Genomic DNA, 22,722 nt, shown 5'->3' with positions numbered 1-22,722 from the left:
GGATCATGGTCCCAATGGGTCACCGGATAGAGCAGGATCTGCCGGGCGGCCCGGCGGTGACCACGCTCCCGCAGCAACAGGGAGACGGCGGCAGCGAGATTTCCCCCGGCGGAATCGCCCACCAGGACGATGTTCCTCGCGTCCTCGATGCCGGCCCGTTGCGGATCCTCCAGCAACATCCGGGCGACGCGGTAGCAGTCGTCCAGGCCCGAGGGAAACGGGTGCTCCGGTGCCAGCCGGTAATCGACGGAGGCCACGACGCAGCCGGTGAGATCGGCCATCGTGGCACAGGCTGGGGTGTAGCTCTCGATGTCACCGGTGACCCAGCCACCCCCGTGGAAGAAGAGCAAGACCTCGTCGCGCCGCTTCTCCTTCGGCTGGAAGACCCTCACGGGGACGCGATGGGTCCCCACGTCCGCCGCCGTCTGCCGGTACACGGGACGGTAGCGCGGCCCCGTCAACGCGGCGACGTGCTGCTGGAAACGCCGGACCTTCGCGTAATCCTCCCGGACGTTGAGTCGCGGTGCGGCGAACAGGCCCAGGACGGACCGGAACAGCCGGTTCACGGGCGCGAGCGGGGTGGAGCGGTGGACTGTTCCATGTGCTCAGCCTAATGGTCCCATGGCCGTGGCCATCGACTCAGTCGGGGGTATCGAGCCCGGCGTCACCACCGTCCAGGTTCTACCGCCAGATCCTGAGATGCTGGAAGGCATGTGGCAACAGGCAGCGGGTGGAGTGGCGGTCACCGTTCCGTGGCTGGAACGGCACCAGGTGGTGCTGTACGTCGCCGCGCTGCTGGCCGGGGCCGGCGTCGGGCTACTGGTCCCGGCCGTCGCCGGACCGGCGGGACACGCGATCAACCCCGTGCTCGGACTGCTGCTCTACGCCACCTTCCTCGCCGTCCCGTTCCCGCGGCTGGCGGGGGCCTTCCGTGACGGCCGGTTCCTCCTGACGGTCCTGCTGGTGAACTTCGCCGTGATCCCCCTCGTGGCCTTCGGCCTCTCCCGCCTCGTGGCGCCCTCCCAGGCGCTGGAGGTCGGCGTGCTGTTCGTGCTCCTGACCCCGTGCGTGGACTACGTCATCGTCTTCACCCGCCTGGCCGGTGGGGACGCGGACCGCCTGCTGGCGGCCACACCGCTGCTCATGCTCGCCCAGATGGCGTTGTTGCCCGTCTACCTGCGGCTGATGGTGGGCGAGAGTTTCCTCCAGACGGTCGACGCCGGCCCCTTCATCGAGGCCTTCGTCCTCCTCATCGTCCTGCCGTTGGCCGCCGCGTGGCTCACCCAGGCGGCCGCCACCCGCTGGCGTGCCGGGCGGTGGCTCCGGGACGGTGCGCTCGCAGCCATGGTCCCGTTGATGATGGCGACCCTGGCCGTGGTGGTCGCGTCCCAGATCCACGGCGTCGGGGCGCACCTCGGGGGTCTGCTCGCCGTGGTCCCGGTGTTCGTGGCGTTCGCGGTGGTCATGGTGGTCATCGGCCTGGCCGCCGGCCGGCTGGCCAGCCTGGACGCCCCGGGGCGCAGGGCGCTGGTCTTCAGCGGCGTGACCCGGAACTCGCTCGTGATACTGCCGCTAGTGCTCGCTCTGCCGGCCGCCTTCGACCTCACACCGCTCGTGGTGGTGACCCAGACCCTGGTGGAACTGGTGGTCATGGTGGTGCTGACCCGTGCCCTTCCCCTGGTGGTCCGGGAGCGTCTCCGGAACTGAGGCCTCAGCGTCAGCGGGCCACCCGGCCGCCCTCGGACTGCTTGTCCCGCTCGACACCGCCGTGGACCTCTGCGGGCAACTCCTCCACGAGGGCGACGACCACGTCCTCCAGCTTCCAATCCAGATCGACGATGCCCTCGGCCAGCTCGCGCAGGCGTGCGGGAGACTGTGCCGATCCCTCATGGGGGACCACGAACATCTCGGTGTGGAACACGTGCCCCTCATCGCGAATACGGGCCCCGGCCGCCTGCACCCAGTCGACGGACCGGGCGTAGTCCTCCGCCTTCGCCACCAGCGGGTGCGGATCCTCGCCCGTGATGGTCCGGGCCCGGGCATCGGCCAGGTCCGTGATCGCGGTGCCCACGTTGGTGATGCCGTCCTTGAGGATGCTGGCACCCACGAAGATCGCGGCGGCGGCGTCGAACCACCAGAGTCCCAGCCCGACGCCGGCCACCCCGACGGCGGTGGCGACCCCGGTCTTCCAGTCCGCCTTGTTCATGTCCGCGTCAGCGTAGAGAACCTTGTCATGCAGCTGCTCAGCGATCCTGATCTTCATCCGTCCCAGGATCACCGGTCCCGGGATGGACAGAACCATGACGGCGATCATGAACCAGCCCTGCCACACCGTGTGCCCGAACAGGTGGAACGTGCCGATCGGGGGATGCTCGGCCGACACCAGGCCGCTGCCGGAGTCGATGATGAGGTACGCACCCATGACCAGCAGGGCGACTGAGGCCACGAGATGCCCCACCCCCGCGGCGCGGTGGTTGCCATAGGGCCGGCTCCGCGTAGGAGGGCGCTTGATGATGCGGACCGCCACCAGAAAGGCGAGAGGGGGGATGAAGGACAGCATGTCCTCGATCCAGGCCGCCTTCATGGCCTGGGAATTGCCCATGACCACGATCACGAGTGTCACGGTCACCGCGAGCATCCCCAGGGTGATCCATTCCAGGCGGGTGGCTCGTCGCAAGGCTTGCTGTAGTTCGGGTGTGAGTTCGGTCCGCCCGAATCGGCGCACGGTCATGATCACGGTGTGATCCCCGGGTGACGCTCGTCGAGGAACCGCTCGAGCTCGCCGAGCATCTGGTTCTCACCCAGCGGGACGGCCAGGACGAGCTTGACGGTCTTGCCATCGGGTCCGGTGTCCTCGGCATAGGGGCGGGTCAGGGCGGCCTGGGAGGTCCAGGGCGATTGGTCGGTCAGTCCACCGGCCATCAGGTCCACGTCCCCGGTCTCAAGGGCAGTGATGAGGGCCTCCTCGCCGGAGGCGGTCCATTCGATCTCCGCGTCGATCTCCTCGGCGAAGGCCTGGATGAGTTCCACCTCGCTGCCGGTGGGCTCGGCACCGGTGGCGTCCACGTACGGGGGGTGGTGGACCACCCCCACCGAGAGTGTGCCACCCGAGACGTCGTCAAAGGTCCCGTCCGGGTCGGCCGGATAGGCCGAGGACGTGCAACCGGTCACCGTCAGGGCCACCGCAGCGACCACGAAGCCGCTGGTCATGGCCGATTTTCTGGACATGTTCATGGATCCTCCTCCTCCTGGGCCCACTGTAAGGAGAACCGTCCCCTGGTGGCTAGTTCCGACGCAGGCGGCTACAGCGGCAACCGGGCTTTCACGGCGAAGCCGCCCTCGGACGTCGGACCGGCCTTGACCGTGCCTCCCAGCGCGCTCACGCGCTCGCGGATACCCTTCAGGCCGAGGCCGGCGCCCGGCGAGGCCACGGACCCCCCGCGGGAGGCCGGTCCGTTGGCGATGCGGACCCCGATCTGGTCTCCCACCGAGACCTGCACGTGGATGGCGGCGCCGGGCGCGTGCCGCAGGGCGTTGCTGATCGCCTCCTGCACCACCCGGTAGGCGGTCAGGCCCGTGGCCGGAGGGACGACGGCGGACCAGTCACCGGCCGCACTCGCCGCCCCGAGGGCCCCGGTCCCGGGCTCCGCGGCCGCCCCGCCGAACGGGAGGAGTTCCGGATCGATCTCCAGGTCCACCTGCGCTCCGGAGGACCGCGTGGTGGCCACCAGCTGGGGGAGGTCCGCGATGGTCGGTTGGGGCCTGGTGTCGGCGGCGTCGTCTCCTCGCAGGACGGAGAGCAACCCGCGCATCTCGATCAGCGCGCGGCGGGAGGAGTCGGCGATCGAGCCGAACTCGCCCCGCGTCGGCTCGTCCATGCCGGGGAGCCGGTAGGGGGCGGTGGTCGCCTGCACGGAGATGACGGACATGGAGTGGGCCACCACGTCATGCAGTTCCTGGGCGATGCGGTTGCGCTGCTGCAGCTCGCGGCGCTTGGCCTCCTCCTCGGCCGTGAGCTGGCGTTCGTGGTCCAGTTGGCTGCGGCTGGCCAGGAGAACCCGCAGGGCGCTGCCGACGGCCAGCGCGCCACCGGTGAGGGAGGCCACTGTCGTGACGTTGGAGATCACCCTGCCGGGGGAAAGTCCTGTGTCCGGGATCAGCGCGAGTCCGAGCCCCCCGACCACGGCGCCGGCGAGCCAGGCCGCGGCCCCCAGCCGCCAGGGATGGCGGATCGCGAGCACCAGGACGAGCAAGACGTAGGCGATCAGGGTGGTGACAGGCCAGGGCCACGGGCCGGAGTCCGGATCCACAGCGGACATCGTGCCCAGGGCCGCCGCCAGACCCACGCCGATCGCGGGCACGGGCCGCCGCACCGCGAGTGGGAGGGCGACGGCCTGGGCGACGGCCAGCACCATGGCGATGGCGACGTGGACGTGGTGGACCGCAGCGAGGAGGGGCCACCCGGTGGCGATCAGGACCACGGCGGCGCAGGACGTCAGCAGCCAGGCCCACCCACTGCGCGAGAAACTGGCCCGGGCGGGGGACGATCCAGGGGGATGTCCCTCACCCGAGAAAGGCGGGGAGGAGACGGACGAGGAAGCAGACGGCTCGGCGGCTCGCATGGTGATCACGCTACCCGCGCCACGGCCGGCAGCGGGTATTCCTGCGCCGGTCCGGCACCGAGCGCCGCCACCGTGGTGGAGGCGTCCAGCAGGGCGAGCCCGCGCATCACGGCGGGCAGGGTGAGCAGGAAGAGCACGCCGACCAGGAAGTTGACGACGGACTCGACCGCGTAGCTGGTGGCCACGGCGTCCGGGATGGCCCCACCCGTCAAGGCCTCGAGCATGCCGGCGGCCAGGGGGGACTCCTGCTCGCCGCGGGGAAGGTAGTGGCCCCACAGGACGTAGGTCGCCCCCCCGAGGCCCCCCGCCGTCCAGGTCACGGACACCACGAAAGTGAAGGTGCGCACGGGGAAGGCGATGAGTGTCTCGAAGAGCAGGTCCAGCCAGCGCCGTGGGTCGGTGAGATAACGGAGGGAGCCGGTGACTCCGGCGCCGCCACGGCGGTAGCCCGGCTGGTCGATCCGTCCGCCCCAGAGCCGCACTCGGCTGCGGGACAGTTCGGCGAAGCCGGTGGCCATCAGCAGCACGACGGGCACCAGCCAGACGCCGATCCAGATGACGGCGGTGCCGAGAGCCAGCGTGAACAGGGGAACGAGCAGGACGAAGGCGAAGAGGGAGATGAAGAAGCCGGGCAGGACGAAGGCGAAGTCACGGCCGAGGCGGGACAGTATGGAAGGTGTGGTGTTCATGGTGGCGAAGCTACGGAGCCGGCCACTCCTGGTCATCACCCGGCAGGGTGAACGTGGGGGCTACCGGGGGGTGACGGATACGCTGGGCGGGTGAGTCAGCGACCTGCGGAGCCGTTCTCCGCCGCACACCCGATCCGGATCCTCATCGTGGATGACCAGGCCATGGTCCGTCAGGGCTTCGGGGCCCTGCTGGACGCCCAGGAGGACATGGCCGTCGTCGGGAGCGCGCCGGACGGCGCCGAGGTGGTGGACCTGGTCAAACGGTCCCGGCCTGACGTGGTGCTGATGGACATCCGGATGCCAGTGGTCAATGGGCTCGACGCCACGCGTGCGGTCTTCGCGATGCCCGGGGACGCCCATCCACGGGTGATCATGCTGACCACCTTCGATGCGGACGAGTACGTCTTCGCCGCCCTGCAGGCCGGTGCCAGCGGGTTCCTGCTCAAGGACGCCACCGCTGAGGACCTCGCGAACGCCGTGCGGGTGGTCGCGGCCGGTGAGGCCCTGCTGGCACCGTCGATCACCCAGAAGCTGATCGCGGACTACGTCAACCGGCCGGTGACGCGCGCCCCGGATGTGACCGTGCTGGGGGAGCTCACCGAGCGCGAGCTGGAGGTCATGCGGCTCGTGGCCACCGGACGGTCCAATGCGGAGCTGGCCGGTGAGCTGTTCCTCTCCGAGCAGACGATCAAGACCCATGTGTCCCGGATCCTCGCCAAGCTCGGCCTGCGGGACCGGACACAGATCGTGGTCACCGCCTATGAGTCAGGGCTGGTCAGCGCCGGGCGGTGAGAGACCGCCAGAACGAGTCCGCCCGGTGCCGGCCACCCGGGCCGGCACCGGGCGGCACTATCGCTAGAGGAACGGCTCGTCTCAGCAGTCGTCCAGCGGCGTGGCCTCCGTCAACCCGTACTCGGCGCGCTCATCGAGCAGCAGCGGAATCAGGGTCTTGCCGGGCTGCGCCATGGTGACGAAGGCACCCTCGGCGTTCTCCTCCCACGTGATCTCGTGCAGTTCCAGGGTGGACCCCAACTCGGACAGCTGCGCCTCCGTCAGCTGATATCCGCACATGGGGTGGGGCTCGGCACCGTCACTGGTGGTCGGGAGCATGTTGTCCTGGCCGCTGAAGTAGACGACACCGGCCTGCTCGGCCCCGGCCTGGGTGGCACGTTCGGCGGCCTGGGCCGACTGGCGGGCCAGCCTGGTCCGGTTCTCCGAGATCATGGCCAGCGAGCCGACGGCGCTCGCGTACTGCACATCCACGGCACGGCGGTTCGCCAGCTGCGGGTCGTTCTCCTCCTCCGGGGTCACGGGGCCCTGCGCCGCCTCCGTCAATTGCCCGGTGATGTGCTTCAGGCCGGTGTAGTTGCGCAGGATCCTCGCCTGGTGGTCACCGGCCACCTGCTGGAACGGTTCGCCGTCCTTGACCAGCAGGCCGTAGATCCCGCTCGTCATCCCATTGGCCTCGATCTGTGCCCCCGTGTAGTTGTTCACCATCCGCTCGGACAGATCATGGATGGTGGCGTCCACGTTCCGGTTGCGGGGCCACAGGACCAGGGCCTGCGTGTCATAGAACTCGCGCGGACCGAACTCGTGGAGGTCGTTGATCACGTCTGGATTCCAGTCCCGCATGACCGTGGCCAGCGCCTGAGCCTCCGGGGTGGCCAGGGCTAGGAAGTCCCGGTTGATGTCCACATCGTCGGCGTTCTCGCGGGTGTCAGCCTCCCAACCGTCCGGGTTGATGAAGGTGAAGCCCACCGTGGTCTTGTTCAGCAGCCGCTTCCACGCCGGATCAGTGGTGGTGCTCAGGTCCCGGGCCAGTTGGAGACACCCCTCCCGCCCGGAGGGCTCATCGCCGTGGATCGAGCAGTTGAACAGCATCATGGAGCCGTCGGCGACCTCCTCCTGCGATTCCGGCGCCGGGGAACCGACCGTGACGAGGTTGAGCGGCCGGCCCTCCACCGACTCGCCCACCTGCTGCAGGGCGACGCGCTTGCTGTCCGCATCGAGTTCCTCCAGGAAGGTCTGCGCCTCCTCGACCGTGGTCCAGTTCGCCCCGTTGCTGGCCTCGAACGGTGTCTGCAGGCCCTGAGAGGGAGCCGCGGCCAGCGACTGTTCCAGAGCCTGAGAGTCGGCCGTGGCGGCCGTTGCCGATGCCTCGGACGTGTCCGGTGCGGCGGCCGTCGGGCCAGCCACCAGTGCCGTGCCGGCCAGAGCCAGCACGCAGCCTACAGCGGTCAGTCTTTTCTTGTGTCCCATGGGAAATGCCCTCCTCCTTGGTTGAGGCCGGGTCCGGTGGGACGTCCTCGTCCACGGGCTCAGCCTCTTGAACCCGGCCAGTAGATGTGACGCGTTCAGGGAACGTCAAGGTTTAGTCTGTGGCGAGGAGGCAGACCATGACCACGTTGTTCCTCATCCACGGGCGCGGCCAGCACACTGATCCGGGCATCCCGCCCGGTCAGGTCGTGGAGCACGCGGAGGCCCTTCGCCGCCGGTGGCTGCAGGCCCTGAACACCGGACTTCGCGACGCCGGCCGCCCGACGATCCCGGACGCGGCCCCCGTGATGTTCCCCTTCTACGGCGATGCGTTCCGCGACGCCGTCGCCGAACGCGAGGGCACCGGCCCGGGGCCGGACCTCGCTCGCTGGAGTACGGGCCAGCCGATGCCGGCCGGCGTGCAGGAGATCTGCGAGGTCAAGGCCGGCCTGCTCCAGGACATCACCACACCATTGCGATTCGACCCGGACGCCGGGCGCAATCCCGTCGCGGCCCCGCACCCGACGGCGGCCCTGCGCCCGATGCCCGGTGAACCGACCGACGAGGGGGTGCCGGCCGGCGTCGGACGCCCCTGGTGGGAGCTGGACGAGCTGCTGAGGGTGCCGTGGTTGCGCGCGGCCCTGCAGTTCGTGGCCGAGAGGGCGGGGGTCTCCGCGCGGGTGATCGAGGAGTACTTCACGGACGTGGCCTACTACCTGGGCTGCGCCGACGTGCGTCAGACCGTGCTGGCGATCGTGGAACGGGCGCTCGCGGATGTCCCGCGGGACGAACCCGTGGTGGTGGTCGGCCACAGTCTGGGCAGCGTGGTCGCCCATGACGCGCTGACCCGGGGTGCACGGGGCCGGCCGATCGCCCTGGTGGCGACCACCGGGAGCCCGCTTGGTCTGCCGGTGGTACAGCGGCACCTGCTCGGGGGCGCCGGGAGCGCGGGGGAGGGACCAGCACCGGTGCCCGCGGTGGTCCCGGACCGGCGTTCGGCCTGGGTGAACGGCTATGACGTGCGTGATGTGGTGGCGATCCTCAACCCGCTGGGCCCCCGCCTGAAGCAGGCCCTGGCCGGGCAGGTCCGGGACGTGCCGGTCAACGCCGGCGAGGAGCCGCATGCGGTGATCGGGCACCTGGAGAACGCGGCGGTGGCGGAGCCGATCGGGCGGGCCGTGCTCGCCGGTTCTCGTGCTTGCCCGTGAGCGGCCACGGCGTCTTCACACTGCTGAGCGGCAGTTCTAGGGTGAGGGTATGCGGTGTACCTGATGCACGTGATCTTCCTGATCCGCCGTGGTGCACCCGGTCCGATGCAGGAGGTCCGAGATGGTTGTCTCCCCTGGCCCACAGCCGGCCACCCGCCGGCAGGAGCCACTCAGCCACATGAGCCCGTATCGCCACCCGGGGCATGCTCCGCCGGAGCCGCACGGGCCGATGACCCTGTTCCGGGCCCTCTTCGAGTTGAACGGGAACCAGCGGATGTCGAGGGGCTTGGCCCGTGCCATCTATGCCGTGGTGGTGGTGGGCATCGTGGTGACCTGGGTGGCTGCGGTGGTCCTCGGGTTCAGCCAGGGAACCACGCTCGGGATCCTGGCCCTGTTGCTCGGCTGGGTTCCCGCCGTGCTCTGGATCGCGTGTGCCCGGATCATCCTGGAGTTCTCCACCGCCATGGACGCCCTGATCGAGCGGCCCACCGGCGGCCGTGCCGCGCACTAGCACGCCCTGGTCGATTCACTCTCCGGTGTCCTGGGCCGGTGCCCAGTCCGTGGCACACCCGAGTGGCCACCGTACGAGGTCGATAGCATGAGCGCATCATGCGGACACGAACAGGCCATCTGCCAGGGGCGAGCATTCGACGGCGCGAGGACGGCGCCAGCGGCCTGACCGCCGATATCCTCGTGGTCGGTGCCGGTGCGGCTGGATGCGCGACGGCTGCCGCCCTCGCTGAGGATCCGGACCTGCGGGTCCTGCTCGTGGAAGCCGGCCCGTGGAACCCCAACCCCCTGGTGGCCGTGCCGAAGGGTTTTGTGCGGACCATGTTCGACCCGCGGATCAGCCTCGAGTATCCGGCATTCCCGGCACCGGAGCCGGGTCCCGTGGACGTGTGGCGGCGGGGCCGGGGCGTCGGCGGCTCCACGCTCATCAACGGCACCATGTACCTGCGCGGAGAATCCCACCTCTACGACGGCCTGGCGGAACACCTCGGCCCGGACTGGTCCTGGTCTGCCTTCGGACGGGCCTTCGACCACCTGGAAGCCGTACTGCCCGTCCCGCCGCCTCCGTCCGAACCCTCGCCTGAACCTCCATCCGCGGTCCTGCGGGCCCTGATCGCCGGCCTCGGGGAGACCGGGGTGCCGTTCGTGCCGGACGTGCGCGCCGCCGTCGGCCCCCGGGTGGGAGGCACCCCGGCCACGCTCCAGGGCGGAAAGCGGCGGAGTGCGGCCACGCTGTTGCGGCCCGGACTCCGTGCGGGGAATCTGAGGGTGCTCACGGGGCAGACCACCGTGCGGGTGCTGACCGCCGGTGACCGCGCGGTCGGCGTGGAGACCGTCACCGCGGACGGTGGCCGCATTCGTCATCACGCCCGATACCAGGTGGTTCTCACCGCCGGGACCGTGGAGACACCGCCGCTCCTGGAGCGCTCGGGCATCGGAGATCCGGACCGGTTGCGGCACCTCGGCATCGATACCGTCGTCGCAGCGCCGCGGGTGGGCGAGGGTCTCAGGGAACAACGCGGGGCCACCGTCAAGGCCCGGATCCGCCCGGGACTGGGGCTCAACAGCACGCTCGGGACCACCCGAGGCCTGCTCGGTGCCGCAGTCCAGTACCTCGTGGCCCGGACCGGACCGCTCGCCTCGGGCCCCTACCCGCTCGCCGCCTCCGTGGACTCGACCGGGGGGAACCGGCCGGATCTGCAACTGCTGCTCACCGACGTCTCAACGGACGGCACGGGCCTTGCTCCCGCGGACCATGCAGGGCTGATGATCCAGGCCTATGCCCTCAGCCCGTACTCCACCGGGTCGGTTCACGCGGTGAGCACCGACCTCCGCCGGCCCCCGCACGTCCGTGCACCCCTGCTCGAGGATCTCCGCGACCGGGCGGCGGCCTCCCATGCCCTGACAGCAGCCCGCGCCGTGCTCGCCGCACCGGCGCTCTCGGGCGTGGTCATCGGCGAGGACCTGCCCGGTGCCAGTGTCACCGACGGCGATGACGAGGCCGCCGCCGCCTTCGTCCGCACGTCCGGCGGCGGCATCTACCACGCCGTGGGGACGTGCGCGGCTGGCGGACCGGAGGCCGTCGTGGATGAGCACCTGCGCGTCCGGGGCATCGACGGTTTGCACGTGGCGGACCTCTCCGCCCTGCCCGCGCATCCCTCCGGAGGGACGGCCGCGGTGGCCATGGCACTGGGTCACCTGGCCGGGTCCCGGATCCGGGAGGGTCGATGACGGCCATCGCCCGGACCCAGGGCTCCTACACCCGCCGCCACGGCGAACTGGTGTTCGGCGGGTCGCCGTGGGGACTGGCCCGGCTGTCCGCTCCGGCCCGTCCCTTCGCCAGGAAGGTCCTGCGCCGCGGTGCCGGGGCCGTCGAGCCGGCCGACGACGTGGAACGTGCCACCGCACGACTGCTCGTGGACCGCGGTCTGGCCCTGCCCGTCCACCACCCACGCCGGCCCCGTCCGGGCGAGGTGGAGGTGATCGTGCCGGTCCACGGTTCGGCCGTGCCCCTGGCACGTCTCCTCCCGGCCGTGCACGGCCATCGCGTGACCGTGGTGGATGACGCCTCGGCCGTGGCCGACGCCCGTGGCATCGCACGGGTCTGTGCTGCCCACGGCGTGCGCCTGGTGGTCCTGCCCGAGAACGTCGGGCCCGGCGGCGCCCGCAATGCCGGCCTGGCCGCGTCGAATGATTCATCCGAGGGACCGGCCGACGTCGTCGTGTTCCTGGACGCGGACACCGTGCCCACCGAGGACTGGCTGGACGTCCTGCTTCCTCACTTCGACGACCCAACAGTGGCCGTCGTCGCTCCCCGGGTCCGGGGAACCGTCACCGGCGCCGGCCCCGGCACCGTCCTGGAACGGTTCGAGTCCCGGCGCGGCGGACTCGACCTCGGACCCCAGGCCCGACGCGTGGCCCCCGGGGGCCAGATCGGCTACGTCCCCACCGCTGCCCTGCTCGTGCGACGGGCGGCCCTGCCGGATCCGCCCTTCGAGCCCGGGCTGAGGGTGGGGGAGGACGTCGACCTCATCTGGCGCCTTGTCGCCTCCGGTCACACCGTCCGGTACGTGCCCTCCGCCGAGGTCCATCATAAGGTCCGGGCGGGGCTGGCGCAGTGGTCCCACCGCCACGCGGCCTACGGGACTTCTGCCGTCCCGCTCGAGGACCGGCACCCCGGCCGGCTCGCCCCGGCGACCTGTGGATGGCCCGGGCTGGCGGTGCTTGCCGGAGGCCTGGTGGCTGCCGGTGGCAGGGATGTGGTGCGGGGGATGGGCCTGGCGGTCGCCGCAGGGGGTGTGGCGGTCCAGTTCGGCGCCAACGTCCGCCGCTTCCACCGTCGGGGTCTGCCCTTGTCCGGCGGCGCCGAGGTGGCCCTGCTCGGACTGCGGTCCGAGATCACGGCCGTCGGCAACGCCCTGCGCCGCGAATGGTGGCCGCTCGGGGTGGCCGCGCTCGGGGTGTCCGTGGCGCCGGCGAGCCGTGCGCGGCAGGTGGCGCGCACCGTCGTCGTGCTGGCCCTGGTTCCGACGGTGCCGGACACTCTGCAGGCCGCCCGGCACTGGGTTCAGCACCGTGTCAGCCGGGACAATCCGGCGTGCGACGCCCGTGCGGCCCTCGATCCCGTCCGGCACCTGGCCCTGCGACTCGTGGCGGACGCGGCCTACGGTACCGGCGTGCTCCGTGCCGCGGTCCGGTCCCGGCGCTGGGCGGTGCTGCGCCCGAGGCTGCGCCGGCGCGGGGCGTAAGTTCTGCCGCCTCGGCTGTCTGGCCGTTTATCCCGTGAGTTCGTCGAACGCTGCGATGGCCCGGTCCCGGAGCCGGACGAACAGGTCCGCTCCCTCGGTGGCGCTAGCACCGGTTGGATCGCCGAGCACGCCGTTCGGGCTGACGCCGCGCACCCCGTGCGCCCTCATCTCGGTGAGGAGCTCCCGTACGGGCGTGGTGTTGCCAGGCTGCGCGCGATCCAGCCGCACCCGCTCCGGGCTCAGGTGCAGCATCAGCGAGGTCTCCGTGCGGCCGGCATGGGCGTCCATCCCCGGCAGGCCCAGGTGGTGGGGCAGGAGCCTGCGTCCTTCGGCCGTGCACAGTTCGACTGCGGACCGGAGGGCCTCCATGTTGCCGCCATGGCCGTTGACCACCATGACCGCGGAGAACGTCGGCGTGGAGCTGCGGACCACCTCGACGATGAGTTGACGCAGGGCCTCGATGCCGATGGACAGCGTGCCGGGGAAGTCGGCATGTTCCCCGCTGGCACCGATCGGGAGGGTCGGGGCGAGGGCAGCACGAGGCCGGGCCTCTGCCACGGCGGTGGCCACCGCGGTGGCGGTGACGGCATCCGTGTCCAGGGGAAGGTGTGGACCGTGCTGTTCCAGCGCCCCGACCGGGAGCACGAGCACCGGGGGTGCGCCGCCGAAGGTCTGTGGGTGGATCTCCGGCCAGGTGGCGTCAGTGAGTCTCATCGGCGTTCCCCTCGTGGATGCTCGCGGTGTCCCTGGTCCTCCCGTGATGCTGTCCCTGGGCGTGCGGGCGTCCGCGCGCGTGGACAGCCGTGGTGGAGAGGCGAGCGGTCAGTGGTGCGGCGACTCCCTGCTCCAGCCGGTCCAGGTCCACGATCGCGGCGAAGGCGGTGTCGATGAAGGTCGAGAGATCGGCATCAGGCGAGGGGATCCACTGCCGATAGGCGGCGACGGCCGCGCTCAAGGCGACCTCGCCGACCAGTTCGGGAACAAAGGACGTGGGATCCAGATCGAGGCGTCGAGCCGTGAACTCCGCGATGGCCCGCCGCCAGTCCAGGAATTTCACCAGGGACCGGGCGATCAACTCGGGCTCCGTGAGGAGGAGTCCCAGCCGGGCGCGGTGCTGGTCGACGGCGTCCGGCGGGACGCGGTTGAAGTCCACGACGGCCTGGCGCACGGCGGCCATCAGGGGAATGTCATCCGGCATGAGGGCCAGTTCTCCGCGCAGCCGTTCCACCTCCCGGCCGAAGTCGCCCCAGGGCAGGTCCGCCTTCGTCGGGAAGTAGCGGAAGAAAGTCCGGCGGGACACTCCCGCCGCATCGGCGATCTGCTGGACCGAGACGTTTTCATACCCGTGGCGGGTGAAGAGCTCCACGCCGATCTCGGCCAGCACGTCATGCGTGGTGGCACGGGGACGGCCTAGCGCTCGGTCAGGTGTCTCGTGGTTCTCGGTCATGGCCCGTCCTCTCGCCTCTAGGAAGATTGTTCACCAGGTTGTCAACGATCCATTGCATTGGCACCCAGTGTCATTTAGTCTCCCATCATGCGAGTGATCCAGCTCACATGCTTCCAGCACTTTCCAGGGAGGAACTATGGAGCAGTCCAGCGCCCACGCCCAGAGCACTGACCCCGAGGTCACGGCGGACGATCTCGTCGAGGACGTCTCGATCGACGGCATGTGCGGGGTCTACTGACCTTGGCCACCACCACACACCCGGCTGTGGATCCGGGATCGGGGCTCGGCCTCGATCCCGGGACGGCCTGGATCCTGAATCCCCGCGTGGCGGTGCGGCCAGAGCCCTTCGGGGCCCTGCTCTACCACTTCGGCACCCGCCGCCTCAGCTTCCTCAAGGACACCCGACTCGTCGACCTGGTCACCGCACTGGCCGACTTCCCGAGCGTGGACGCGACGTTCACCGCCCTGGAGATCGAGGAGAAGGCCCGTCCCGGATACGTGTCCGCCCTGCAACGGCTCGCCGACACGGACATGCTGCTGCCCTCCACCGACCACGCCTGACGACTCAACCACCGGGAGTATCCCTTGACCCTCGCCCCCGAGCGCCGTCCTTCCCTCATCGACCACTTCGAACGCGGTCTCGATTCCCCGATCTGCCTGACCTGGGAGCTGACCTACGCCTGCAACCTCAGTTGTTCGCACTGCCTCTCCGCCTCCGGACGCCGTGATCCGAACGAGCTGTCCACCGCACAGTGCAAGGAGATCATCGACGAACTCCAGCGGATGCAGGTCTTCTACGTCAACATCGGCGGCGGTGAGCCGACCGTCCGATCCGACTTCTGGGAGATCGTCGAGTACGCCACCAGCCACGATGTGGGCGTGAAGTTCTCCACCAACGGGGTCCGCATCACGCCGGAGGCCGCGCAGCGGATCTCCGACAACGGCTACATCGACGTGCAGATCTCCCTCGACGGGGCCACCGCGGAGGTCAACGACGCCCTGCGGGGCAAGGGCTCCTTCGACCTCGCGGTCCGGGCGATGCAGAACCTGAAGGATGCCGGCGTCGAGGGATTCAAGATCTCCGTGGTCATGACCCGGCACAACATCCCGCAGCTCGACGAGTTCAAGGCCCTGGCGGACGAGTACGGTGCCACGCTGCGCATCACCCGCCTGCGGCCCTCCGGACGCGCGGTGGACGTCTGGGATGACATCCACCCGCGTCCCGAGCAGCAGCGCGAGCTCTACGACTGGCTGGTGGCCCACGGCGAGGGGGTGCTGACCGGTGACTCGTTCTTCCACCTCTCGGCCTACGGCGAGACCCTGCCCGGGCTGAACCTCTGCGGTGCCGGGCGGGTGGTGTGCCTGATCGATCCGGTCGGCGATGTCTATGCCTGCCCCTTTGCGATCCATGATGAGTTCAAGGCGGGCAACACGGTGACCGATGGCGGCTTCGCCGCCGTGTGGCGCGGATCCGAGCTGTTCACCGAGCTGCGCGAGCCGCAGACGGGAGGGGCCTGCGCCGGGTGCCAATTCATCGACACCTGCCGCGGCGGCTGCATGGCCGCGAAGTTCTTCACCGGCCTGCCCCTCGACGGACCAGACCCGGAATGCGTGCGCGGTCTCGGCGAGGAACTCCTCCAGGGACGGGAGGCGGACCTGGAGTTCCCACGGCCCAGCGTCGATCGATCCCACCGGACCTCACCGCCCCGCCCACGCGCGAAGTCCCTGCCGGTGCCGGTGAGCATCGGGATGGGTGCACCCGCACGCCCGCCGGTCAGTGCCTGCGAGATCGACCCCCTGGCCGGATTCGTGCCCCCGGGCGCCTCCACGGCCGCCTCGTCCTGACCGGATCCCCCTCCGCCATCACCCCACCGCAATCAGAACAGCAACCAGAATACGGAGTCACATCATGGGTGCACGTCTCGAAGGCAAGGTCGCATTCATCTCCGGAGGAGCACGAGGGCAGGGCAGAAGCCACGCCGTGCGTCTCGCGGAGGAGGGTGCTGACATCATCACGTTCGACATCTGCCAGGATGTCGAACACGTCCCCTACGCGGGCCCCACCGCCGAGGATCTGGCGGAGACGGTACGTCAGGTCGAGGCCCTGGACCGGCGCATCATCGCCCGCCAGGCCGACGTCCGCGACTACGCGGCCGTCAAGGCGGTCGCTGACGAGGGCTTCGCCGAGTTCGGACGGCTCGACATCGTCTCGGCCAATGCCGGGATCTCCGGCGAGATGGCCGAGGCGGACGTCATGTCCGAAAGCGGCTGGCAGACCATGATTGACATCAACCTCACGGGCGTGTGGCACACGGCCAAGGCTGCGATCCCACACCTCAAGGCCGGCGGCAACGGCGGCTCGATCGTCCTCACCAGCTCCCTGGCCGGACTCAAGGGCATGGGCAACATCGCCCACTACGTTTCGGCCAAGCACGGAGTGGTCGGCCTGATGAGGACGCTCGCCCTCGAGCTGGCCCCGCACAGCATCCGGGTGAACTCCATCCACCCGACCCAGGTGGACACCCCCATGATTATGAACGAGGCCACGAAGAAGCTCTTCCGGCCGGACCTGGAGAACCCCACCGACGAGGATTTCGCCGCGACGTCCCAGTCCATGAACACCCTGCCCATCCCGTGGGTCGAGCCGGTGGACATCTCCAATGCGCTCCTCTTCCTCTCTTCGGAGGAGGGCCGGTACATCACCGGTGTCCCGCTGCCCGTGGACGCCGGCGCCGGTCTCAAGTCCGTCGTCTTCTGAGCCCGTCACCTCACCTTTTGCCGCTCTCGGCACCATCACCGCATCACGAGACAGGAGTCATACACCATGACAGGACGTATGGAAGGCAAGGTCGCCTTCATCACCGGCGCTGCCCGCGGGCAGGGCAGGAGTCACGCCGTCCGGCTGGCTGAGGAGGGCGCGGACATCATCGCGGTCGACCTCTGCGCTCCGGTGGACAGCCTTGAAGGCTTCTACGAACTGCCGGGAGAGGACGAGCTTCAGGAAACCGCGCGACAAGTGGAGGCGTTGGACCGTCGCGTGGTCACGCGCGTCGCAGACGTGCGCGATCTCGACGCACTGAAGTCGGCTGTCAACGATGGCGTGGCCGAACTCGGGGCCGTGAACGTCATCGTCGCCAATGCGGGGATCTTCACCTTCGGAGCGAACACGCATGAGGTCAGCGAGACATCGTGGAACGACATCCAGGACATCAATCTGACGGGCGTGTGGCACACCTACGCCGCGGCTGCCGAGCACCTGATCAAGGCCGGCAAAGGGGGGTCCGTCATCATCATCTCCTCCCTCGCCGGATTCAAGGGACTGGCGAACGTCGCTGCCTATACCACTGCGAAGCACGGCATTGTCGGTCTGATGAAGGTGCTCGCGAACGAGCTGGGCCCACACGGCATTCGGGTCAACACCATCCATCCGAACTCGATCGACACACCCATGGTCAAGAACGAGAGCGCGTACCGGCTCTTCCGGCCGGACCTGGACGAACCGAAGGCGTCTGACGCCGAATCAGCATTCGCCGGTTTGAACCCCTTCGGGAAGGCCTGGATCGAGCCCGTTCACGTGTCCAACGCGGTTCTGTGGCTCGCCTCCGATGAGTCGTACTACGTCTCCGGCGGCCAGATTCCGGTCGACGGAGGCGCGGCGATCAAGTAGGAAGAACATGAGCGCCCAATCAACGGGTCTGCGGGACAGCAGCCACGTGGCCCGCGTCCGTGAGAGCCTCGGACACCGCGTGGTGGGCCGTGAACGCGAACTCGACCTGGTCCTCGCCGCGGTGGCGGCCGGGCGGGACATTTTGCTGGAAGGCCCCCCGGGGACGTCCAAGTCCACGATCCTGCGCGCCATCGCCGAGGAATGGGGCATCCCCTTCGTCCTCGTCGAGGGCAACGCGGACCTGACCCCGTCGAAGCTCCTCGGAGGTCATGACCCCGCCCGGGTCCTGCGGGAGGGGTACCGGGATGAGAATTTCACGGACGGCCCGCTCGTGCGGGCCATGCGCGAGGGCGGCTTCCTCTACATCGAGGAATTCAACCGTGCGCCGGATGACACGCTCAACACTCTGCTGACGGCCATGGCGGAGCGCCAGGTCACGATCCCGCGGATCGGAACCATCACGGCCCAGCCGACCTTCCGCATCATCGGATCGATGAATCCCTATGACCATGTGGGGACCACCCGTCTGTCCACCTCAGTGCATGACCGGTTCAACCGCCTCGTCCTCGGGTATCAGGATGCCGCGGCGGAGCACCGGATCGTGGCATGGCGCACCGGCCTCGGGCCCGACGCCGGCCAGGACGTCCCAGCGCGGCTCGCCTCCGCGTTGGTCTCGGACGCCGTCGCCCTGACCCGGGCCACCCGGGAGCATGAGGACACCCGTCAGGGCAGTTCGGTACGGGGGGCCATCGACCTGGTCCTGGTGGCCGCACAATTGCTGAACCTGCATGGCCTGGACACTCCGGGTGAGGGGCGGGTGAGCGCGGAGGACACCCCGCGACGCCGTTATGCCGACGCCCTCCTCGACGCCGCCATGGTCTCCCTGTCCGGGCGCCTCCACGTGGACGAGGCAGCGGGGACCACGCCCGAGCGCGTGCTGCGCGAGATCTGGGAGGACCACTTCATTCTGCGACCCGCGGCGGCTGAGCCGGGTTGAAAGCGGATCGAGGACGACGCTCCGATCGTGCGCCGGACGCAGAAGGCGCCGGGCCGGCGTCGCAGGCCGAAGGTGCTGGATCAGGCCCCGACGGTCTTCGAGCCGGCCACCGGCGAGGGCGGAGGTCAGGTGCTGACGGCCAGCGGGGCCGAAAGGGACGCGGCCACCGCCCGGGTCCGGGGCTCGGCTGCGCCGGGGGAGACCGGCGAGGACAGTCAGGTCATCGAGCTGGAGGACCTGGACGAGCACGCGGACCGGGAGGCGCTGCGCCGGGCACACGAGATCGCCCTGTCCTTGGCGATTCCCCAGCCGCCGCGGCGCGCGACGGCGCGGCGTGGCCTGGGCGATCTGGAGCAGCTGCCCTTCCGGGGCAGTGCCGAGGACATCGACCTGGAGGCGACGGTGGAGAACCTCGTGGCCAAGCCGGTCCCCGAATCCTCGGACATCGTGGTGCGCGAGCGCATCCGGCAACGCCGGGCGATGGTGCTGCTCCTCGATGTCTCCGGCTCGATGCGCGGCGAGAGGGTCCGCTCGGCCGCCGCTGCCGTGGGTGCCATCGTGGGAGAGTTCGCCCGGGACGATCTGGCCGTGATCGCCTTCTGGTCCGATGCCGCCCGCATCGCACCGATGGGCCAGGGAGGTACCCCGGGAGGGATCCTCGAGACGCTCGTGCGCATCCCGGCACGTGGACTGACGAATGTGGAGCATCCCCTGCGTCTGGCGCGCGACGAACTGGCCAGGGTTCCGGCTGCCGAGGGTCGGGTGCTGCTGCTGTCCGACTGTGTGCACAACGCCGGACCGGACCCCCGCCCCGCAGCCGCCAGCCTGCCCCGGCTGGACGTCCTGCTCGACACCTCGGGGGAGAAGGACGTGGACCTCGGACGCGCCCTGGCCCGGCACGGGAGGGGACGGCTGGAGACCGTGCGGACTTTTCGGGACCTGCCACGGGCTCTGTCCAGGATCCTGAGTCCGTGAACACCCGCGCGGCACCAAGACGAACACCGACCAACAGCGACCAACGACACCCAACAGTGAGGACGGCATCACCATGACCAATCCGTGGTTCGAGAGCGTGGCAGAGGCCCAGCGCCGCGCGCAGAAGCGCCTGCCGGCGTCCGTGTACATGGCCCTGGTGGCCGGTTCGGAGCGCGGCATGACCGTGCAGAACAACATCGACGCCTTCGCCGAGCTCGGCTTCGCGCCCAAGATCACGGGCAACCCGCTCGCACAGGACACCAGGACCACCATCATGGGTGTGCCCGTCGAGCTGCCGGTGATGATCTCACCCACCGGGGTCCAGGCCGTGCATCCCGACGGTGAGATCGCGGTCGCCCGGGCGGCGAACAACCGTGGCGCTGCCATGGGGCTCGGTGCATACTCTTCGAAGGCCATGGAGGACGTGATGCCGGAGAACCCCGGCCGGACCTTCTTCCAGCTGTACTGGTCGGGGGGCCGTGACCAGATGCTGGCGCTCGCGCAGCGGGCCAAGGACGCCGGGGCGGCCGGGTTGATCATCACCCTCGACTGGACGAACGGCTACGGCCGGGACTGGGGCAGCCCCGAGATCCCGCAGGAGATGAACCTCAAGACCATCCTCAAGTACGCCCCGGAGATCATCCGGGGCGGCAAGTTCAGCTACGCGCTGGACTGGGCCAGAACACTGCGCCCGCCGGAGCTCTCCGTGCCGAACGCCGTACCGAAGGGCGAGCCGGCTCCAGGTTTCTTCGAGGCCATGGGCTGGTGGCGTCAGACCGAGATCCCCTCGTGGGATGACATCGCCTGGTTGCGCCGGCAGTGGGACGGACCGTTCATGGTCAAGGGCATCACCCGGGTGGACGACGCCAAGGCCGCCCGGGACGCCGGCGTCAGCGCCGTCTCCGTGTCCAACCACGGCGGCAACAACCTCGATACGACGCCGGCCACCATCCGCCTGCTGCCCGCCGTCGCGGAGGCCATCGGCCACGACGTCGAGGTGTACCTCGACGGCGGCATCCGCCGTGGTTCCCACGTGTACAAGGCCCTGGCGCTCGGGGCCCGCGGTGTGCTGATCGGCCGGGCCTACCTGTGGGGCATGAGTTCCAATGGGCAGTCCGGAGTGGAGAACGTGCTGGACATCATGAAGGACGGGCTGAAGGCGGCCATGATGGGCAACGGCCATGCCGCCCTGTCCGAGATCTCCGCCCGAGACCTGCTCATCCCGCCGGGATTCGCCATCACGGCCGGCGGCGACGAGGGCCATGTCTGGGGCGCCCCGGCCCTGGGATCCTCTGCCGTTGAAGGGGCCGCTGGCGGCCTGGGCCCAGCCACCCGTCCACCCCTCAGCTTCTAGCCTCCTGAGCTTCTACCCCCAGAAGGAGTCACCACCATGTCCAACGAACTCGAGGGCAAAGTCGCCTTCATCACCGGTGCTGCCCGCGGCCAAGGGCGTGCCCATGCCCTCAAGTTGGCGGGCATGGGAGCGGACATCGTCGCCGTGGACGTTGCCGGTCCCATCGGCGACTTCATCCCCTACCCCGCCGCCACCCCGGACGACCTCGCGGAGACCGTCCGGCTCGTGGAGGAGCTGGACCGCCGGATCCTGGCCTTCGAGGCCGATGTGCGGGACCGCGAAGCACTGATGGCAGCCGCCGACCGGGCGGTGACGGAACTCGGCAGCCTCGACATCGTGGTGGCCAACGCCGGCATCTGTGAGCCGGCCAAATGGCAGGACATCACTCCAGAGTCCTGGCAGGCCACCATCGACATCAACCTGACCGGGGTCTGGAACACCATCACCGCCACAGCCCAGCACATGATCGATGCCGGCCGGGGCGGGGCGATCGTCATCACCTCGAGCTATGCGGGCAAGAAGGTGCAGCCGATGATGATCCACTACACCTCCTCCAAGCACGCTCTGGTCGGCCTGACCCGAGGCTTCGCCATCGAACTCGGTCCGCACCGCATCCGGGTGAACTCGGTGCACCCGGGAGGTGTGGCCACCCCCATGGGCGGCGGAGACATGATGAACCGGATCGAGGCGTCCACGCGGGAGAACCCGAAGGTCAACCAGATGGGTCAGGCCTTCATGGAACCCGGGTGGATGGAGCCTGAGGCGATCGCCGACGCGGTCGCCTTCCTCGTCTCTCCGGCGGCGGCGAACATCACCTCGGAGCACCTCAGCATCGACCAGGGGACGCAGTACTTCTGAGCTGGGCGTCTGACCCGGAATGCTGGCCATCCGCCTCGGCGACTATCGTGTGATGGGAGGCACACGAGGAGGAGGAGCCCTGGCTGGCGAGGATCACCGAAGCATGCTGTCCAGGATGGCGTCCATCCTCCGAGCCTTCGAACGGGGCGCGGAGGAACTGACCGCCACCGAGGTCAGCCGCCGGACCGGGCTGCCGGCCTCCACCTGCCACCGGATCATGCGTTCCCTGGCCGAGGAGGGGGTGCTGGAGATCGGCGAGGGGCATCGGTATCACGTGGGTTTGTGGCTGTGGGAGGTCGCCGCCCATGCGCCGCGGTCCGGCGGGGTGCAGCAGGCGGCACTGCCGTTCATGCAGGACCTGATGGACATCACCGGCCACCCGGTCCACCTGGCCGTGCGGGAGGGGGCGAAAGCCGTCTTCATCGAGCGAATGTCGCATTGGCGTGCGCGGAACTCCCGGCCCTACATCGGAAGCCACTATCCGCTGCACCTGACCTCGGTGGGACTCATGCTGCTGGCCCATGCGCCCGTGGAGGTCCAGGAGGACTACCTGTCGAGCCGTCTGGAGCAGCGGACGCCCCTGACCGTCACCAGTCCTCCGGAACTGCGGCGGATGCTGGCCTCGATCAGGTCACGCGGCTTTGCCGTCAGTGACCGCCAGGTCGTCATGGACGCCATCTCCGTGGCGGCGCCGATCCGTGACACCCATGGCCAGGTCATGGCCGCCCTGTCCGTCAACACACCCCTGGGGAGCCTGAACGAACAGACCATGGCGCATGCCGTGCAGACGACCGCCCTGGCCATCACGAGGTCCATGGCACTGAACATCCAGATGAACCGCTAGTTCCGGCGCCAGGTGTGACTCAGATCTCACTGGCTGAGATCTCTGTA

At 69.5% G+C, this 22,722-nt stretch carries 24 protein-coding genes; 16 read left to right on the top strand and 8 right to left on the bottom strand.

The features are described from left to right. The coding region (locus tag RUH65_RS02620) for an alpha/beta hydrolase fold domain-containing protein (protein ID WP_313815640.1) at positions 1–566 on the bottom strand (566 nt) is incomplete at its 3' end. Positions 567–711: 145 nt separating this feature from the next. On the opposite strand from RUH65_RS02620, the gene RUH65_RS02615 reads away from it, so the two are divergent. Further along, complete coding sequence (locus RUH65_RS02615) at positions 712–1,707, top strand: bile acid:sodium symporter (RefSeq protein WP_313815643.1); 996 nt, start codon at positions 712–714, stop codon at positions 1,705–1,707. Positions 1,708–1,717: 10 nt separating this feature from the next. Here RUH65_RS02615 and RUH65_RS02610 read toward each other — a convergent pair whose 3' ends face one another. From RUH65_RS02610 to RUH65_RS02595, 4 genes are all read right to left on the bottom strand, one after another. Next, positions 1,718–2,731 carry a cation diffusion facilitator family transporter gene (locus RUH65_RS02610; protein WP_313815639.1) on the bottom strand — a complete coding sequence of 338 codons (1,014 nt, stop codon included), beginning with the start codon at positions 2,729–2,731 and terminating at the stop codon, positions 1,718–1,720. Positions 2,732–2,733: 2 nt separating this feature from the next. After that, positions 2,734–3,234 (bottom strand): transporter substrate-binding domain-containing protein, encoded by a 501-nt coding sequence (locus RUH65_RS02605; protein ID WP_313815638.1) that lies wholly within the window; start codon positions 3,232–3,234, stop codon positions 2,734–2,736. A 68-nt stretch (positions 3,235–3,302) separates the two neighbouring features. Then, positions 3,303–4,622, bottom strand: a complete 1,320-nt coding sequence (locus tag RUH65_RS02600) for a histidine kinase (protein WP_313815637.1) — start codon at positions 4,620–4,622, stop codon at positions 3,303–3,305. A gap of 5 nt (positions 4,623–4,627) precedes the next feature. Next, a complete protein-coding gene (locus RUH65_RS02595; protein ID WP_313815636.1) occupies positions 4,628–5,311 on the bottom strand; it encodes a sensor domain-containing protein in 684 nt (227 codons plus the stop codon). A gap of 90 nt (positions 5,312–5,401) precedes the next feature. Here RUH65_RS02595 and RUH65_RS02590 point away from each other — a divergent pair, with 90 nt between their 5' ends. After that, positions 5,402–6,103: a response regulator transcription factor gene (locus RUH65_RS02590; protein WP_313815635.1), complete on the top strand. Its 702-nt coding sequence runs from the start codon at positions 5,402–5,404 to the stop codon at positions 6,101–6,103. An 81-nt stretch (positions 6,104–6,184) separates the two neighbouring features. Here RUH65_RS02590 and RUH65_RS02585 read toward each other — a convergent pair whose 3' ends face one another. After that, positions 6,185–7,570 (bottom strand): M14 family zinc carboxypeptidase, encoded by a 1,386-nt coding sequence (locus RUH65_RS02585; protein ID WP_313815634.1) that lies wholly within the window; start codon positions 7,568–7,570, stop codon positions 6,185–6,187. 137 nt (positions 7,571–7,707) lie between these two features. Here RUH65_RS02585 and RUH65_RS02580 point away from each other — a divergent pair, with 137 nt between their 5' ends. The 4 genes from RUH65_RS02580 to mftF all read left to right on the top strand — a co-directional run bounded on the left by RUH65_RS02580 (position 7,708) and on the right by mftF (position 12,533). Further along, positions 7,708–8,775, top strand: a complete 1,068-nt coding sequence (locus RUH65_RS02580; protein WP_313815633.1) for a hypothetical protein — start codon at positions 7,708–7,710, stop codon at positions 8,773–8,775. 178 nt (positions 8,776–8,953) lie between these two features. Next, complete coding sequence (locus RUH65_RS02575) at positions 8,954–9,286, top strand: DUF4282 domain-containing protein (RefSeq protein WP_313815632.1); 333 nt, start codon at positions 8,954–8,956, stop codon at positions 9,284–9,286. 98 nt (positions 9,287–9,384) lie between these two features. Continuing rightward, positions 9,385–11,016 carry a GMC family oxidoreductase gene (locus RUH65_RS02570; RefSeq protein WP_313815631.1) on the top strand — a complete coding sequence of 544 codons (1,632 nt, stop codon included), beginning with the start codon at positions 9,385–9,387 and terminating at the stop codon, positions 11,014–11,016. Beyond that, positions 11,013–12,533 (top strand): mycofactocin biosynthesis glycosyltransferase MftF, encoded by a 1,521-nt coding sequence (mftF, locus tag RUH65_RS02565; RefSeq protein ID WP_313815630.1) that lies wholly within the window; start codon positions 11,013–11,015, stop codon positions 12,531–12,533. The genes RUH65_RS02570 and mftF overlap by 4 nt, the downstream gene beginning before the upstream one ends. A 27-nt stretch (positions 12,534–12,560) precedes the next feature. Here the strand turns inward: mftF and mftE are convergent, their stop codons facing one another. Together mftE and mftR are read right to left on the bottom strand one after the other, a co-directional pair. Continuing rightward, the gene (gene mftE / locus RUH65_RS02560; RefSeq protein WP_313815629.1) at positions 12,561–13,247 is read right to left on the bottom strand and encodes a mycofactocin biosynthesis peptidyl-dipeptidase MftE; all 687 of its coding nucleotides are present in this window, start codon (positions 13,245–13,247) and stop codon (positions 12,561–12,563) included. Next, a complete protein-coding gene (mftR, locus tag RUH65_RS02555) occupies positions 13,234–13,980 on the bottom strand; it encodes a mycofactocin system transcriptional regulator (RefSeq protein WP_313815628.1) in 747 nt (248 codons plus the stop codon). The genes mftE and mftR overlap by 14 nt, the downstream gene beginning before the upstream one ends. A 136-nt stretch (positions 13,981–14,116) precedes the next feature. On the opposite strand from mftR, the gene mftA reads away from it, so the two are divergent. The 10 genes from mftA to RUH65_RS02505 all read left to right on the top strand — a co-directional run bounded on the left by mftA (position 14,117) and on the right by RUH65_RS02505 (position 22,675). Further along, the gene (gene mftA / locus RUH65_RS02550; protein ID WP_159550742.1) at positions 14,117–14,218 is read left to right on the top strand and encodes a mycofactocin precursor MftA; all 102 of its coding nucleotides are present in this window, start codon (positions 14,117–14,119) and stop codon (positions 14,216–14,218) included. 2 nt (positions 14,219–14,220) lie between these two features. Further along, positions 14,221–14,541, top strand: coding sequence for a mycofactocin biosynthesis chaperone MftB (mftB, locus tag RUH65_RS02545; RefSeq protein WP_313815627.1), 321 nt, complete (start codon positions 14,221–14,223; stop codon positions 14,539–14,541). A 24-nt stretch (positions 14,542–14,565) separates the two neighbouring features. Further along, complete coding sequence (mftC, locus tag RUH65_RS02540) at positions 14,566–15,825, top strand: mycofactocin radical SAM maturase (RefSeq protein ID WP_313815626.1); 1,260 nt, start codon at positions 14,566–14,568, stop codon at positions 15,823–15,825. Positions 15,826–15,889: 64 nt separating this feature from the next. Next, entirely contained in the window at positions 15,890–16,738 is an 849-nt protein-coding gene (locus RUH65_RS02535; protein WP_313815625.1) for a mycofactocin-coupled SDR family oxidoreductase, read from the top strand. A gap of 78 nt (positions 16,739–16,816) precedes the next feature. Next, complete coding sequence (locus RUH65_RS02530) at positions 16,817–17,647, top strand: mycofactocin-coupled SDR family oxidoreductase (protein ID WP_313815624.1); 831 nt, start codon at positions 16,817–16,819, stop codon at positions 17,645–17,647. A 7-nt stretch (positions 17,648–17,654) separates the two neighbouring features. Then, complete coding sequence (locus RUH65_RS02525) at positions 17,655–18,644, top strand: MoxR family ATPase (RefSeq protein ID WP_313815623.1); 990 nt, start codon at positions 17,655–17,657, stop codon at positions 18,642–18,644. 27 nt (positions 18,645–18,671) lie between these two features. Further along, positions 18,672–19,619, top strand: a complete 948-nt coding sequence (locus RUH65_RS02520; RefSeq protein WP_313815622.1) for a VWA domain-containing protein — start codon at positions 18,672–18,674, stop codon at positions 19,617–19,619. A gap of 73 nt (positions 19,620–19,692) precedes the next feature. Beyond that, positions 19,693–20,973, top strand: a complete 1,281-nt coding sequence (gene mftD, locus RUH65_RS02515) for a pre-mycofactocin synthase MftD (RefSeq protein ID WP_313815621.1) — start codon at positions 19,693–19,695, stop codon at positions 20,971–20,973. Positions 20,974–21,009: 36 nt separating this feature from the next. After that, positions 21,010–21,831 (top strand): mycofactocin-coupled SDR family oxidoreductase, encoded by an 822-nt coding sequence (locus RUH65_RS02510; protein ID WP_313815620.1) that lies wholly within the window; start codon positions 21,010–21,012, stop codon positions 21,829–21,831. A gap of 103 nt (positions 21,832–21,934) precedes the next feature. Then, entirely contained in the window at positions 21,935–22,675 is a 741-nt protein-coding gene (locus tag RUH65_RS02505) for an IclR family transcriptional regulator (RefSeq protein WP_313815619.1), read from the top strand. Positions 22,676–22,722 lie beyond the last annotated feature (47 nt).

It is taken from the genome of Citricoccus sp., from assembly GCF_032154715.1.
GTDB lineage: Bacteria > Actinomycetota > Actinomycetes > Actinomycetales > Micrococcaceae > Citricoccus.
Note: the sequence above shows the minus strand (reverse complement) of the source record. Positions and strands in the feature narration are given on the sequence as shown.